The 14194-nt window shown below is 67.8% G+C and carries 13 protein-coding genes; 6 read left to right on the forward strand and 7 right to left on the reverse strand.

The window, feature by feature from the left end:
- Positions 1-257: 257 nt before the first annotated feature.
- Positions 258-1517: a ParA family protein gene (locus tag M8H82_RS32355; RefSeq protein WP_250078673.1), complete on the forward strand. Its 1260-nt coding sequence runs from the start codon at positions 258-260 to the stop codon at positions 1515-1517.
- Positions 1514-2671: a ParB/RepB/Spo0J family partition protein gene (locus tag M8H82_RS32360; RefSeq protein WP_250078674.1), complete on the forward strand. Its 1158-nt coding sequence runs from the start codon at positions 1514-1516 to the stop codon at positions 2669-2671. The genes M8H82_RS32355 and M8H82_RS32360 overlap by 4 nt, the downstream gene beginning before the upstream one ends.
- 284 nt (positions 2672-2955) lie before the next feature.
- On the opposite strand, the gene M8H82_RS32365 is transcribed toward M8H82_RS32360, so the two are convergent.
- On the reverse strand, positions 2956-3936 hold the full coding sequence (locus tag M8H82_RS32365) for an ATP-dependent DNA ligase (protein ID WP_250078675.1): 981 nt from the start codon (positions 3934-3936) through the stop codon (positions 2956-2958).
- Between the two features lie 615 nt (positions 3937-4551).
- On the opposite strand from M8H82_RS32365, the gene M8H82_RS32370 reads away from it, so the two are divergent.
- On the forward strand, positions 4552-4893 hold the full coding sequence (locus M8H82_RS32370) for a hypothetical protein (protein WP_250078676.1): 342 nt from the start codon (positions 4552-4554) through the stop codon (positions 4891-4893).
- Positions 4894-4951: 58 nt separating this feature from the next.
- Here M8H82_RS32370 and M8H82_RS32375 read toward each other — a convergent pair whose 3' ends face one another.
- From M8H82_RS32375 to M8H82_RS32395, 5 genes are all read right to left on the reverse strand, one after another.
- Complete coding sequence (locus M8H82_RS32375) at positions 4952-5098, reverse strand: hypothetical protein (RefSeq protein WP_250078677.1); 147 nt, start codon at positions 5096-5098, stop codon at positions 4952-4954.
- Positions 5099-6003: 905 nt separating this feature from the next.
- A complete protein-coding gene (locus tag M8H82_RS32380) occupies positions 6004-6207 on the reverse strand; it encodes a hypothetical protein (protein ID WP_250078678.1) in 204 nt (67 codons plus the stop codon).
- Complete coding sequence (locus M8H82_RS32385) at positions 6204-6509, reverse strand: hypothetical protein (protein ID WP_250078679.1); 306 nt, start codon at positions 6507-6509, stop codon at positions 6204-6206. The genes M8H82_RS32380 and M8H82_RS32385 overlap by 4 nt, the downstream gene beginning before the upstream one ends.
- Before the next feature lie 335 nt (positions 6510-6844).
- Positions 6845-7018, reverse strand: coding sequence for a hypothetical protein (locus tag M8H82_RS32390; RefSeq protein ID WP_250078680.1), 174 nt, complete (start codon positions 7016-7018; stop codon positions 6845-6847).
- Positions 7019-7149: 131 nt separating this feature from the next.
- Positions 7150-8043 carry a replication-relaxation family protein gene (locus M8H82_RS32395; protein WP_250078681.1) on the reverse strand — a complete coding sequence of 298 codons (894 nt, stop codon included), beginning with the start codon at positions 8041-8043 and terminating at the stop codon, positions 7150-7152.
- Between the two features lie 672 nt (positions 8044-8715).
- On the opposite strand from M8H82_RS32395, the gene M8H82_RS32400 reads away from it, so the two are divergent.
- The gene (locus M8H82_RS32400; RefSeq protein ID WP_250078682.1) at positions 8716-10134 is read left to right on the forward strand and encodes a hypothetical protein; all 1419 of its coding nucleotides are present in this window, start codon (positions 8716-8718) and stop codon (positions 10132-10134) included.
- Positions 10135-10390: 256 nt separating this feature from the next.
- On the opposite strand, the gene M8H82_RS32405 is transcribed toward M8H82_RS32400, so the two are convergent.
- Positions 10391-11641 (reverse strand): IS256 family transposase, encoded by a 1251-nt coding sequence (locus M8H82_RS32405; RefSeq protein WP_250078710.1) that lies wholly within the window; start codon positions 11639-11641, stop codon positions 10391-10393.
- Between the two features lie 316 nt (positions 11642-11957).
- On the opposite strand from M8H82_RS32405, the gene M8H82_RS32410 reads away from it, so the two are divergent.
- Positions 11958-12746 carry a hypothetical protein gene (locus M8H82_RS32410; protein ID WP_250078683.1) on the forward strand — a complete coding sequence of 263 codons (789 nt, stop codon included), beginning with the start codon at positions 11958-11960 and terminating at the stop codon, positions 12744-12746.
- 38 nt (positions 12747-12784) lie between these two features.
- On the forward strand, positions 12785-14068 hold the full coding sequence (locus tag M8H82_RS32415; protein ID WP_250078684.1) for a hypothetical protein: 1284 nt from the start codon (positions 12785-12787) through the stop codon (positions 14066-14068).
- Positions 14069-14194: the final 126 nt, after the last annotated feature.

The raw sequence follows: 14194 nt of genomic DNA on the forward strand, positions 1-14194 counted from the left end.
AGCTGATGCAGAACGGGAGGACGGTGTGGGTCCTGTGTGGCAACCTGCGCGAGCGATCCAGGCCGATCTGTGACGAACGGACGAATGCTCAGAATCCGTCCACGGGACGGGCGCTGGCTGGGGGCGTCAGAACGGGCGAGGGCTATTACCGGGTAATGGACTCAGGAAGTTGAGTCGCGGACCGTCACGCCACGCCGAATACCCTCAACTAACATGCCGGTCCCCCGCGGGATCATGAACGTTAGTAAGGTGTCCCCATGAGTTCTCCAGCCACCTCCAGCGACCGCGAGAAGGTCGTCTCCAAACTGCCGGGATGGCTCCGGCAGAACCTCAAGATCAGAGCCGCGCAACACCACATCGAGATCCAGACCGCCGTCGAACAGGGCATCAGGGACTGGTGCAACCTGGCCTCCGCTACCGCGGCCATCGATACATCCGGCGCCGACTCCTTCTCAACCTTCCTGCCCCCCGGCCAGTGGGAAGAGTTCCGCCAGGTCACCACCGACCGACGCGTCTCCCTCATCCAGGGGCTCGCCCAGTCCGTTCAGCTGTGGCTCGACGCAAACCCCGCCCCGGACGTCGAGCGTCCCGAGATCACCCGCCGCATCGTCGTCTGCAACCAGAAGGGCGGCGTTGGCAAAACGGCGATCACCGCGGGTCTCGGCGAAGCGCTCGCCGAAGACTCAAACCGCCTCCACGCCGTCCAGGTAGCCAAAGCGCTCGCCAACGCCCTCCGCGCCAGCGACACCCAAACCGACACGCTGCCCAGCGACCCGCTCGACATCGAGAACCTGCCCGGCCTGGGCATGCGCGTCCTCCTCGTCGACTTCGACCCGCAGTGCCACCTCACCAACCAACTGGGCGCCGCACCTCTGCCGATGGACGGTGACAGCCTTACCAACCACATGGCAGGCACACCCAAGGGAGACCTGCGCGACGTCATCGTCTCCGTCGACGAGGAAACCTTCGGCGGCCGCCTCCACCTGTTGCCCGCCTGCCATGACGCGTTCCTCATCGACGTACGCCTGTCCGCCGTGCGCGCCCGAGAAGCTGCACTGGAACGCGCACTCGCCCCGTTGGAAGCCGACTACGACGTCATCGTCATCGACTGCCCACCCAGCCTGGGCATGAGCATGGACGCCGCCGCCTACTACGGCCGCCGCCGAGACGGCGAAAGGCCCGGCCAGTCAGGCGCCCTGATCGTTGTGCAGGCCGAGGACAGCTCCGCCGACGCCTACGACCTGCTCACCAGCCAGATCGACGACCTCCGCGGCGACCTCCAGGTCGACATCGACTACCTCGGCATCGTCGTCAACCTCTACGACTCCCGCCGCGGATTCATCGCAACGTCCTCGCTGCAGGGATGGGTCGACATAAAGGACCCCCGCGTCATCGGCCTCATCGGTGACCTCAAGGAACAGAAAGAAGCAGTACGGATGAAGCAGCCCCTGCTGTCCTACGCACCGAAATCACAGCAGGCAATCGGCATGCGCGCCCTCGCAAGGGAGATCGCATGAGCAAGGCCGACCAGCTGGGCACCGGCCGCTTCAGCGGGGGAGTGCGCCCAGTCAGCGCCCGCCGCCAGGCCATGGCAGCCGCAACAGGCGTACCCACCGAAGGCGTCGCACCACCCACCGAACTCCCCCCGCACCGCATCAGCCTCAACCCTGACAATCCCCGCTCCAAGCTCGGCGATCTCACCGACCTCTCGGGCAGCCTCCGAACCCACGGCCAGAAGCAGGCAATCACGGTCATGAACCGCGACGCCTACCTCCAGGCCAACCCCGAGCGCGCACCAGACCTCGAACCCGACACCACCCACGTCGTCATCGACGGCAGCAGCCGGCTCGCCGCCGCCCGCGAGGCGCAACTCGCCACCATCAAGGTCATGGTCAGCGACGACCAGGGCTCCACCTCCGAGGAACTCCTCGAGTCCGCCCTCGTCGCGAACATTCACCGCCAGGACCTCGAAGAGCTCGACGAAGCCCGTGCACTCGAACGCCTCCTCGCCATCCACGGCAGCCAGAGCGCCCTCGCCAAACGGCTCCACCGATCCCAGGGCTGGGTCTCACAGCGCCTCGCCCTGCTCAACCTCACCCCCGAACTGCAGGCCCGGATCGGTGAAGAGCCCATCAAGCTGCTACGCGCCGTGGGTAACAAGCCGCATGCGGAGCAGGAAGAGGCTCTCAGGCAGCTGAAGGAGGAGCTCGCCCGCAAGGAAGAACCGAAGCAGAAGCGCGGCCCCAAGAAGGCGGATAGCGACGCTACGCGTGCGGCGAAGCAGTCCACGGAGGGCGACAGCTATTACTCGGTAATAGAGGGCGGCCCCGCCGGGACGCCGGAGGCGGATGGCATCCCAGACGGAGAACGTTCTGCCGACCGAGCAACCAAGCAGGCGGTACCGGAACCGCGTGGGGGTCAGCAGCACGTAGACAGCAACGAGTCAGTCGCCGCCACCACAGGTGAGACCACCGCTGCGGGTGGACCGGACCAGGCCACGTCGACTGGAACCTCCCACTCGGACGACCAACGGCAGCCGAAGCGGTTCCCATACACCGACGGTGCGGAGGCCGCTCACTACCTGATTCTCAAGATGCCACCGGACGAGTTCAACAAGATGCTGGATTTGCTGATCAAGCACAGAAGCGGCCATCCCGCATCTGCCGGTTGATACCGCACGGAGTGACAAGGCCGCCGATCACGAGGGCCGGCTTCCCCATACTTGGGAAGCCGGCCCTTCGGCATCTGGTGACTGCAAGCACGAGGTGGAGCTGCTGGAGCCCGACAGCGCTCGGGGTAGAGCTTCCCAGTGAACCCGCCGCGCGAGCCGCCCAGACCCTCGCCCCCTGCACCACCTCCACCAGCCGGAGGAGGGCGGGCGGTTGGGCGGCGCGAACGCATCGGGGCGCGCTCAGCCAGTTGCGCGCCGGGCGGGGCTGCCGCGCCCGGCCGCCGTCAGCGTGGCGGTGACGTGAGGCGGGGGACGTCGGTGGGGGAGAGGTCGGGGCGTGCTCGGTGCCAGCGTGCGGGGTGTCGCCATCGGCCGGAGGCGTCGCGGGCGACGTCGACGCCGACTTCCACCACCAGTTCGGGTTCCACCAGCGTGACGTTCAAGTTCTCCTGGCTGCTCCACCCGGCGGAGAACGACCAACCTGTCCACGGATGACCGGGCCGCCCCGGGGCGAGCAGGCCGACGACGGCAGTACCTGCCGCTTGGGCGAGGGTGGTGGTGCGGCCGATGTACTGAAAGCGCCCTTGCTCGTCGTACCTGCCGAGCAGCAGCGTGCGGGGAGCGGTCAGGGGGCCGGTGATCGCGCCGACGATCGCTTCGCTCGTCTCGCGGACCTTGTATTTCTGCCAGCCCCTCACCGCGGGCCGGTAGACATCGTCCAGCCTTTTGAAGACCACCCCTTCCATCCCGACCGACGCCCACGTCAGCCATTCGCGCACGACGTCGGGTTCGGTGGTCGACGGGCACAGCACCCACGGCGCGATAAGCCGGCGGGCGGTGAACACGGATTCCAGTGCGGCCCTGCGCCGCCGGTACGGCCACCTGGTGGTGTCCGTCCCGGACAGCCGCAAAAGATCGAACGCGACGAAGTGGGCCGGCCACTCCGCAGCGGCCCGGGCTGCCGCGGCACCGCGCCGGGCAAGCCGGTTCTGCAGCCGCTCGAACGCGAGGCGGCCCGTGGCGTCCCACACGACCAGCTCGCCGTCTATCGCGGTCGCATCTGGCAACTGCACCGCCCCGGCCACGACCTCCGGAAAAGAGGCCGCCATCTCGGTGCCGCGCCGGGAACGCAGTACCACCTGGCCCGCGTCGACGGAGATGAGAGCCCGGAATCCGTCCCACTTCGGCTCCGCAGCACAACCCGGCCGCAGATCGGGCACGGACACAGGGGTGCTCAGCATCGGCTCCGGCAGCGTCCACGTCACCTCCCATCCCTTCCACCCGTCCTGTCCGCCACCCGGTTGGCTGCGCATCGCCCCTCGAGCGAGGTACAACTCCACAGCGGACAGCGGGACCTACTCCTCGCGGAGGCCGAGGACGCGTCGAGGGCAACTCGCCGTTTGACTGCCAGATCACCCGTACTACATGGCGTGCGTCGACCGGGGCATGAACCGGGCCGGGCTGCGCCCTCTGGGCTGGACGCTCTGCGAACGGTGGCCTGAACCGCACAGGCAACTGCCCGTGCCCAACCAGCTGAACACCTTGGCTCCGTTCAGCGGTACCGGCCCGTCGCGGAGCGCCTGCGCACGGCGCTGGACTCCCGGCCCGTCACCGTCGGCAGGAACTGACCTATAAGGGCAGGCCTGGCTCCGCGATCCGTGGCTCGGCGCCTCCCAGCTTGGGAGGCGCTGGGCAGGAGCCTTGGGGCTGTGCCGAACGTGCGGCGTGTGGTCACGGTGGTTCTCGCACGGGCGCCGTGGGTCAGGTTTCGGCCGGTTGCCTCGGTCTCGGCATCAACGGCTTCACCGCGTGGGCAGGATGCGCCCATGGCCTTTACTTGGAAGATCCCTCCATGGCAACGCAACGAGGACTGTACGCACATGGCCGTCCTGGTGACCGATATCGGCAGCGGTCAGATCGGCTTCACCACGGAGAGCGTGCGTGGCGACGATGCGAGCGAAGCGCTCGCGGATCTGCTCATGGGACCGGGGGGCGTCGGCGGTGCGGCGGTGTTGCTGCCTGGTCTGGTTGCGGTGGTGGTTCGCCGAGGGATCGACGTGATGTGGATGGCGCAGCCGCCGATTCAGGTGTCGCCAACAGGGAACGGCGAGGTGGAGATCACTGTCGCCGGGGCCACGGAGGAGGAGCAGGTGACCGTCTTCTCTGCAGCGGATGCACGGACCTTCCTCGACCAGCTCCGAGCCGATTACGGCCCCAAGTAGCTGTGTTCGTGAACTGTGGGCCTACGCCGGTGACGGGGTAGGCCCACAGCTTTACCTGCTACTCCTCGCCAGGGGTCGTCTGGTCTTCCCTGGTGGCAGCGCGGCCGCAGGCTTTGCGGACGGCCCAGGCGCCGATGGTGACGACGAGGGTGGCGCAGAGGCTGCCAAGGAACTCAGGCAGAGCCGCGGAGAACAGGCCGATCACGAAGACCCTCCATCAGTGGGTGCGAACTTCCGCACTGACGGGGCGGCTTTCCGCAACGGGCATCGGCCGCTCCAGTGATCTTGCGATCACCAGGCGGTTCACCCGCTCGGATTGGCTAGGGCGGGCCAGCACGTTGCGTGCCCTCCGGCGGTCACGAGCCGCCTGTCGGGCGTGGTCCCGACGAGAGCTGAAGGCAGATTCCCACGACGGAGGCGCCGAGATATGTGACTCTCACCGAATCGAGGTGTGGTCCGCGTCACGCATCAGAGGGTTCCGCTCCAAGGAATGGGTGGACCTCCCCTCTTCATGCGGTGCTGGGCGCCGCTGGCGTCTCCAGCTCGTCAAGCAGCCGCTCCAGTTCCGTCCAGGAGCGCACACGCTGACGGGCATACACGGGATGCAGTCCTGCGTCTGGGGCGTCGTCTGCAAATGGCTGCTGAGCTGGCTCGAGTGGCTCGTGTACGAGATCGGCGTACCGCCCGTACGAGTCGAACTGGACGAGGCTGAAGCCGGGTGGAGGAACTCTGCAGCCCGTGGTCTATTTCTTCAGCAGCCGCCGACTCCGCCGGTGCCCCCGCGGAACGCCGGACCGCCGTGGTGGCGCCGACCACAGGCCCCCAAGCCCGGCGCGACCCCGACCGGGATGCCGGTCAGGGCGTGTCCGATATGAAAGCCGTACCTGACCCGGGCAAGCCGTGGCGACCGACGACGCGGGCAAACCCAAGACGGGCCTGGGCAAGCCCGCGTTGTCGGTGGCGGCTGCAACGCTGGTCAGAGGGACAGTCGGTACTCGTCGAGGGGCACCGTGCCCTCGACGGTGACGACGTCGGCGAAGTCGTCCTCGTACTCCTCAGAGTCTGGGTCGGGTGCGGGCTCGTGATTCATGGCGCCAGGATGGCAGACGATCATTCGCTGTCCGGCCACGCCGTCAACGTCTCGCCCGTCTGCTCGTCGGTCAGGGTGATGCAGGCGCCGGGTCGGCCCCACTCTCCAACCCATTCCTTGAGCTTGTCGCGGGCCGTCGCCTCGCTGTCCCACCACCCCTGTGCGACCGGGCGGCCGGCAGAGGCCAGGCTGAGGTGGAAGCGCCCAGGCGTATCGGTCGTCATCTGAGGCGGATCCCGCGCGCCCTGTAGGGTTCGCGCTCGATGTACCCGAGGGCTTCCATCCGTCTCAGGTGCCAGTGAACGGATGCGCTGCTGCGTAGGCCGATGTGCTGCCCGATCTCGGCGACTGTGGGCGCCTCGCCGCGGTCCGTGATGGCGTCGCGAATGCAGCGCAGGATGTGCTCCTGGATGCTGGTGAGGTAGTCGACGCGAGGCCTGGCCATATCCTCAGTAGAAACCTTGTTCGATTTATTGCGCAAGCTGGACGCTGCCTGACCTTCCCCGACTCGGGTGTCCTGTGCCATGCCAGGGTGGGAAATCCTTGAGCAGGGTGCTCCACTGCGGACCGCTTTGGTCACTGCTTGCAGCACGGCCCGTGGCCGTCCCCGCGTACTGCGGCACGCCACTATCAGCAGCAGCGAGGGCCCTGGCGGTGCGAGAACACCCCGGAGTCTGGCCAACGCTCGGACCGCCCTTGGTTGCGGAGCGCCGACAGACGGACACTACGGCTCGAGTTGTGCCCTAGCCACACCGAAGCCACGCCTGGCAGAGGGCGTTGCGGCGTGGTGACCTGGTCGAAGCGGTCACGGACCGACACCCCCAGGGTTGCCTTGAGCCCGTTGCCGGATCAGGGCAAGACCTACGTGGAGCTGAGCGGCGGGTGGCTGGAGGGACTTCTGTCGGACGGCACGGGATGGACGCGTCGGACGTCGTCCGTTGCTGTCGTGCGGGGGAAGAGGAGATTCTCCAGCGCATCCATGGCGAAGAGGAAGGCCATCATCAGGGCGGGCACGAGCAGGGCGAGCAGGGTCACAGGACCTCCCGGGGGATGGTCGGCCTGTGCAGCCGATGGTGCCGCTTCCCAGGATGAGGCCGGATGGCGGAGTGTGCATGCCGTGCAGGCGCTGTGACCTGCTGTGGTCGGGCCTGTGGTTGGATCATCTGTCAGCGCGGGTGCATCCAGCTGACTCTTTGGTCGGGGGCGTCGACGGGCCGCCACACGGGCGCTGCGGGCCCATCCCGGAGCAGGTCGACCAGCGCCGCTGCCAGGACGATGACGTCGCGGCGGAAGGCGATCTGCGACAGGCCACGGGCGGTGGCGTGCAGGGCATCGATACGGGTCTCGATCCCCGCGGGGCCGGTGCCGTCCAGGACGAACAGCACCCGGGGAAACAGCGGGTAGCGGCGGCGCCATTCTTCTTGCGGTGGCTCCTGGCCGAAGGCTTGCCGGCGCTGTCCTGGGGGAGGCGTGGGGATGTGGGCGTGGAGGCGGGCGTAGGCGGGGAGTTTCGCGGCGAGGCGTTCGGGTCCCATGGTGGCCCGGTCGACTTCGACGAACGCCCGCAGCATCGATCCGCCGTCACCGCCACGCCGGTAGTAGAGCAGAGCGTCGGGGATGACAGCTTCGCCGCCTCCGACGGTGTGGTAAACCTCGGGGATCCAGTCCAGCGGCCGGCACAGCTCGCCGCGGCGGCGGGCGTCCTGGAGGAACGCGAGCGCGGTCTCCGTCACGGTCAGCCCGTGGCCGGCCCGCAGCCGTACCGCGGTCCGGTCGGATGCCGTCTTCGGCGGCCGCACCCCCCTCAGCTCCGGCCACTGGCAGGCGACCTGGACGCCGTACGGGGTGGCGAACCACACCCGGGTCCGTCCGGCCTGCGGCAGCGTGATCCGGTCGATGAGGCCCTCACTGCGCAGTTTGGCCAGCCGACGCCTGGTCTGCTCGATCCGCACCCTGGGTGCGATCGCCAGGTGCATCTGTTCCGTGGTGGCCATCCGGTACTGCACCAGCACCGCCAAAGCCAGCCGGTCCCCGCTCCCTGCGTCCACATCGCTCGCCACGGCTTCTCCCGCCTCGCATCAGTGCGGCACCGGCTCATCCGGTGCCGTGCGTACGACGAAGCGCAACAGCCACCCCCGACCAGGACTGCGACCACGAAGGCCCGACCACGGTCACGGTGCGACAACACCTCCCCCGACCGGGCCGGCAACCCCGCCGACAACCCCACCCACAGCCGCCTGCTCGCTCGCGGGACCCGTCCGTAAAACCGCAGGCCACCCCGCAATTCCTGCCGTGGTCGGTAGCCCGACATCCCCTCTACGCCCCCGAGTCCTCGCCCCACAGCAGGAAAAGGAAAAGGGTGGGGGTGGGACAGCTCGGCCGGGCGGCGGGCGAGGGGATTGGGCGCCCTCAGGTGTCCTCGCGCGACGGCGGGGCCGCGCGCGCCGCCCCGTGTCCACGTCGTCCAGGACGGCGACAGCCACCCGGCCAGACAGTGCTGACGGCCGAGCCGAAGCCGCCGACTGGCTCACCACCATGGCGGCCGGATAGATCTGGCCCACGTGCGCGGGTTCGCTGATTCATCGGACGCGATCGGGTGACGTCGTCAGAATCGGATCAGCAGGCGGCACGGCCCTCTGCCAGTGGCATTCCGACAGGGATACCGAGTGGTGCTGAGGGTGGAGGGCGATGCCGCGGGGTGGAGCTGGCGTGCCGGGGTGCGAGCCACCCTGGTGGTCCGGGAGTCGCAGAAGGAAGGCACTTTCGTGAGCATGATCCAACCGGTTGCCAACGGGTTACGCACCGATCACCCGGTTCCCGGACTGCCGTTCATCAACGACGAGCGGCTGCTCCTGGACAATCCTGACGCGATTGAGCGGACGGGCCGTAATCAGGGTGAGGGGCTGTGGGGGCGCACGGACCGTCTGCGCGGTGGGGGATGGGTGGCGTTTACCACCGAGACGAAGAACCGTGACTACGCCTGGGCGGTCCATCAGCACCCCGAGTATGGGCGGACTGTTCTCCTGATCCGCGACGAAGACATGAGCGGCCTGCACCACGAGTGGATGTACGGGAACAACGGGTTCCTGTACCGGCATGGCGGCTACTGGTGGGAGGGAACCCGCTGGTACCGGCCCCAGCAGGTCGTAGACCACGCCTACGAGGGGTACGACGCGCGGCCGGTGGCGGACGCCGTCACCGTCACGGCCATCGACGTCCTGGCCCGCCCGGCGACGTCACACACCGCGCAGATTGCGAAGATCGCCGACTTCCATGCCCTGGAGGGACCGTTGCCGCACTGGCGTGAGCATCTCGCCCTGTGGGCCTCCCGCCGCGAGCCTGGCTCCAGGCCGCTCGATCAGTGCACCGTCGATCTCCAGGCACCGGAACTCGACCCGGCCCGTTTCGTCGACCGCGCCGGCCTGGCGCAGATCGCCGACCTGGAGCTGGAGGACCTGCCGCATCCGAAGCACGGGCGGAGGAACCTGCCCCCGCCCCAGGCCGAAACGGCCGAGGGGCCACGGTGGTCCCGACCGGTCGCCCGTGACTGGGCCGAGCAGTACCGCCGGACCCACGGCCCGGAGAAGCTGTTGTCCGCCACTACGGCATTCGGCACCGAGCAGCCCCGGGGATTGGTCGAGGACCACAACCGCCTCACGAAGATCATCGCCGACAGCCTCGAGGATGCTGAGGAATCCAAGAAGAACCGCCTCTTCACCCGTGGCAGCAGGACGAGTCACGAGGAGCTGGCCGCGCACCTGGCCTGGTGGCCCGCCGTCGCCCTCAACGACGGCACCGACGGCTTCATCCCCCTCGCCGCCGTGCGCACCACGATCATCGAAGCGGTCCTCGGGGGACTCGCCCAGGATGCCGAAGCTCTTGACGATTCCAAGGGTGTCCTCCTGGGCGACATCCGGCGCGATGTCGTGCGCCTCATCGACTGGTACATCCTGCGAGAGCCCCGACTCGCCCCCGCACTCTTCGGCGAGATCTGCCTGGACGCTCGTGTGCGCTTGGGACTCGACCCGAAGGACGTCGGAAACCTTTTACGACGCTCTCTCAGCCTCGACAGCGGCCTCGACCGCCAAACCCGCAATGCCCTCCTCGACCTGGCGCTCCCGCCCTCCGCGCAATCCCCCGAGGGACGATGACCATTCCAGTGATGACCGACGCCCAAGCCGCCGGCTGGCTCACCGCCACGGCGGCTGGGGAGATCTGACCCGCGTCCGGACGCACCACGGGGCCCGGTGTATGGAGTTGTGCTGTGTAAGCGAGCTGGTCGAAGAACACCTCGACCTCCTGTCGAGAGACGTGTTGCGGCGAAATTCCATGAGGCACAGGCCAACCGACGTCTAAAAGGAATCGCCCGGGTCTGTCAAACGAGTGGTGTAACTGGTGCAGTTGAGGTTACTGACGGGCCGCCGAAAGGCGGCCGTCGAAGGTGATGTCGAAAGCGTTCAGCGCGGTCTTCCAGCGCATCGTCCAGCGGGCCTGTCCCTTGCCAGTAGGGTCGAGGGACATGATCGCCATGTAGACGCACTTCAGAGCGGCCTGCTCGTTGGGGAAGTGACCGCGGGCCTTGACCGCCCGCCGGATCCGCGCGTTCACCGACTCGATCGCATTGGTCGTGCAGACGATGCGGCGGATCTCGGTGTCGAACCGCAAGAACGGGGTGAATTCCTCCCACGCGTTCTCCCACAACTTCACGATCGCCGGATACTTGCGGCCCCAGGCGCCGGCGAACTCCGCGAACCTGTCCAGGGCGGCCTCCTCGGTCGGGGCGGTGTAGACGGGCTTGAGAAGCTTGGCGATCTTGTCCCAGTCCTGGCGGGCGGCATAGCGGAACGAGTTCCGCAGCAGATGCACCACGCAGGTCTGCACGATCGTTTGCGGCCAGACGGTCTCCACCGCCTCGGGCAGGCCCTTGAGCCCGTCGCAGACCAGCATGAGGACGTCGCTGACGCCGCGGTTCTTGATCTCTGTGAGGATGTGCAGCCAGTGCTTGGCGCCCTCGCCGCCGTCGCCGGCCCACAACCCCAGGATCTCCCGACGGCCCTCGGTAGTGACGGCCAGGGCCACATAGATGGGCCGGTTGGCCACCGCGCCGTCACGGATCTTCACGTGGATGGCGTCGATGAAGACAACCGGATAGACGGCGTCGAGCGGGCGGCTCTGCCATTCGGCCATGCCCTCGAGGACCTTGTCGGTGATGGTGGAGATGGTCTGGCGGGAGACGTCGGCGCCATAGACCTCCGCCAGGTGGGCCTGCACCTCGCCGGTGGTCAAGCCCTTCGCGGCCAGCGAGATGACCATCTCGTCGACGCCGGTCAGGCGCTTCTGCCGCTTCTTGACGATCTTCGGTTCGAAGGAGCCGTCACGGTCGCGGGGCACGGTGATCTCCACCGGGCCCACGTCGGTCAGCACAGTTTTGGAGCGTTTGCCGTTGCGGGAGTTGCCGCCGTTCTTGCCGGCCGGGTCGTGTTTGTCGTAGCCGAGGTGGTCGGTGATCTCGCCTTCCAGGGCGGACTCCAGCAGCCGCTTGGTCAGCTGCTGCAGCAGCCCGCCCTCGCCGGTCAGTTGCAGGCCCTCGGCCTGGGCGCGGCCCACCAGCTCGTCGATCAGCTGGTCGTCCACGGCCTTCGGCGACGCAGCCTTCATGGGCTCCACGGCCTGGGACTCGGACACGTTCTCACTGGTCATCGATGCATCTTCCATGATCGGGAGTTACACCGAACGTCTTACAGTCCCAATCGCCCCTCTGAAGGCGCTGCCGCTGTCACCCCAAAGCTGGACGTAGAAATCCTGGGTGCGCTCGTTGTGGTATGCGTACAAAGCTCACCCCCTGCAGTGTGATCAGGAGCAGGATGGTGGCAAGGCGTTGGTTAGGAGTGGAGGGCCTGTGGACGTGGGGGAGCGGTGGGCGTACCGGGTGGCGCCACACCACGGACCCGTCGCAGAGGTCGAGGTTCTGAAGATGGGCACGCAACGCCCGGTGCGTGTCAAAGTCCGCTTCGTCGCGGAGGAAGCCGAAGGCCGGCAGGAATGGGTACCGCCGGCCCGGCTGCGTGTTGCTTGGAAGGACAAGGACGCCTGGCTGGCTCGCGAGGAGCGGTGGAGCGAGCTGACGCGGGACAGTCCGGACGATGACGACACCGCCTTCCGGGCGGTCGTCATCCTGTTCGACGAGCGTTTATGGGAGGGGCTGGTGTCTTTCGGCGTCAACTACCGTGACCGGGGACTGCTGTACGTCGACGATGTGCCCGCACTGGCCGCGCTGCTCGACGCGCCCGAAAGCCTCTTCTTCAGCGATCCACGGGCCTTCACCGACACCGACGGCGCGCTGACAGCGCCCTGGCCCACCACCGTTGAGGTGGCACGGCTCCTGGCCCGCACCCGGGCCGACCACCTTATGGCCGTCGCGGACAAACACGAACGCCAGGCACGCCAAGACGCGATCTACGGCCGCTACTACCCCGGCCGCGGCAAGAATCCAGGCACCCACATCAGCCCCGAGATCTGCGCAGAGGTCGACCGCAGCAACCAACCCGCCTACAACCTGCTGCGCCAATGGTGCGGCGCCGACGTGGTCGAGAGCTTCGAAGAACTCAAGGCCCTGCGCGACGAAGTCCTCCGCATCGGCCAGCTCATGGAGCAGGCCATCGGCACCCTCCGCCAAGCCGGACAGACCCGGGCAGCCGACCGCTTCGAACGGGAACTCGGCATCCCCCTCGAGACACTGCGCCAGGCCGAGCGCGACGACTGACATCCCCGACCGACCGGGCACCGACGACAGGAAGAGCCGTGGCCCGCAACAAACTCAACGAGCGCCAACTCGACGTCCTGCGCCGTATCTGCCACGGCGAGACACCCGTCACCTCCGACGACTCCGGCCTCGCCACGACCGTCTACGCCCTGCGCAATCGTGGCCTGGTCACCATGCCCCGGGCCGACGGCCGCTGGAGCGCAGTCCCCACCGAGGCCGGCCGTCAGCACCTCGCCCACACCGACACCACGCTCGCCCCACGCCCGAGCGCCCCATCGACGGCACCCGAGGCGGCAGAACTGATCACCAGACTTCAGCAAGCAGGCGGCACCCTGCACATCACCAACCCCACCCCGGACGAGCGGGCCCACTGGCGCCGCGTCCTGCACGCCGCACGCGCAGACCACCTGGTCCCCGACGGCCACCACCTTCAACACACCGGACGCGACAAAGGCGACCTGACCATCACCCTGCGCCCCGGGCCACCGCCGCGACGCTCCACACCCCCAAACGAGACCGTCCCCGTCCCCGACGACCTGCCGCCAGAAACCGTGCACCCCGCAGCCGCCTCAGCACCCATCCCGACCTGCCCCGACTGCCAGCCCCGCGCCCGCCGCATCCTCCACGCCCTCTGCCACGCAGCCGAAGCCAAGAATTTCACGGTCAGCGACCCCGAGACCGGTTCAGCAGCCAGCCTGGTGATCACCATTGGCGGCAGTTCCTTCCCTCTCTCCTTCCACGAAGGCTCCTACGAAGTCCCCGACCTCAGCGGCGCGAAGTACGCCTGGCAACGCGTGACCGCGCGCACCACACGCCCATCCCACGAACTCGAACTCAGCCTCGAGCACACCTACGCCCATCGAGGCCGACGCTCTCACTGGGGAGACCGGCAACGCTGGCGCCTCGAAGACAAACTCCCCGCCCTGCTCCGAGAGATCGCCCACCGTGCACACGCCGAATACGAACGACTGCAGGCCCAGCAGCGTAGGGAAGAAGAGACACGCCAACGCTGGCTCACTGCGATGCAGCAGGCTCGCACTGCCCTTCTGGAAGATCACCGGCTGAAGGCCCTGCGCACGCAGGTACAGGCCTGGCAGGAAGCCACTGCCATCCGCGCCTACTGCGACGCACTCGAAGACCACCCCACCACCACCGAGGTGGCCGAAGCAACCACTGCCTGGACCACCTGGGCCCGGGCCTATGCGGACCGCATCGACCCCGTACCTCAGAACCCAGGACTACCGGACCCTCCGACGATCACACCAGAGGACCTGCGCCCGTACTTGCGTGGCTGGAGCCCATACGAGCCTAAGCGGAGATGACAGAGCCCTGCCATGAGAACACCGGCTGACACGCCGACGCCTGCATGACGGGGCTGGTGGAGCAATGCCAGCTGTACGAGCCAGTGTCCTCGGCAACCGCCGCAATGCCCTTCGGGCTCGCACCGA

Origin of the sequence: Streptomyces sp. YS415 (assembly GCF_023544665.1) — a bacterium.
In the GTDB taxonomy this organism is placed as follows: domain Bacteria; phylum Actinomycetota; class Actinomycetes; order Streptomycetales; family Streptomycetaceae; genus Streptomyces.

Excerpts from the sequence above, each read along its gene's own strand:
- M8H82_RS32355 (WP_250078673.1), top strand. The coding sequence starts at position 258 with ATGAGTTCTCCAGCCACCTCCAGCGACCGCGAGAAGGTCGTCTCCAAA.
- M8H82_RS32360 (WP_250078674.1), top strand. The coding sequence starts at position 1,514 with ATGAGCAAGGCCGACCAGCTGGGCACCGGCCGCTTCAGCGGGGGAGTG.
- M8H82_RS32370 (WP_250078676.1), top strand. The coding sequence starts at position 4,552 with ATGGCCGTCCTGGTGACCGATATCGGCAGCGGTCAGATCGGCTTCACC.
- M8H82_RS32380 (WP_250078678.1), bottom strand. The coding sequence starts at position 6,207 with ATGACGACCGATACGCCTGGGCGCTTCCACCTCAGCCTGGCCTCTGCC.
- M8H82_RS32385 (WP_250078679.1), bottom strand. The coding sequence starts at position 6,509 with ATGGCACAGGACACCCGAGTCGGGGAAGGTCAGGCAGCGTCCAGCTTG.
- M8H82_RS32405 (WP_250078710.1), bottom strand. The coding sequence starts at position 11,641 with ATGAAGGCTGCGTCGCCGAAGGCCGTGGACGACCAGCTGATCGACGAG.
- M8H82_RS32410 (WP_250078683.1), top strand. The coding sequence starts at position 11,958 with ATGGGCACGCAACGCCCGGTGCGTGTCAAAGTCCGCTTCGTCGCGGAG.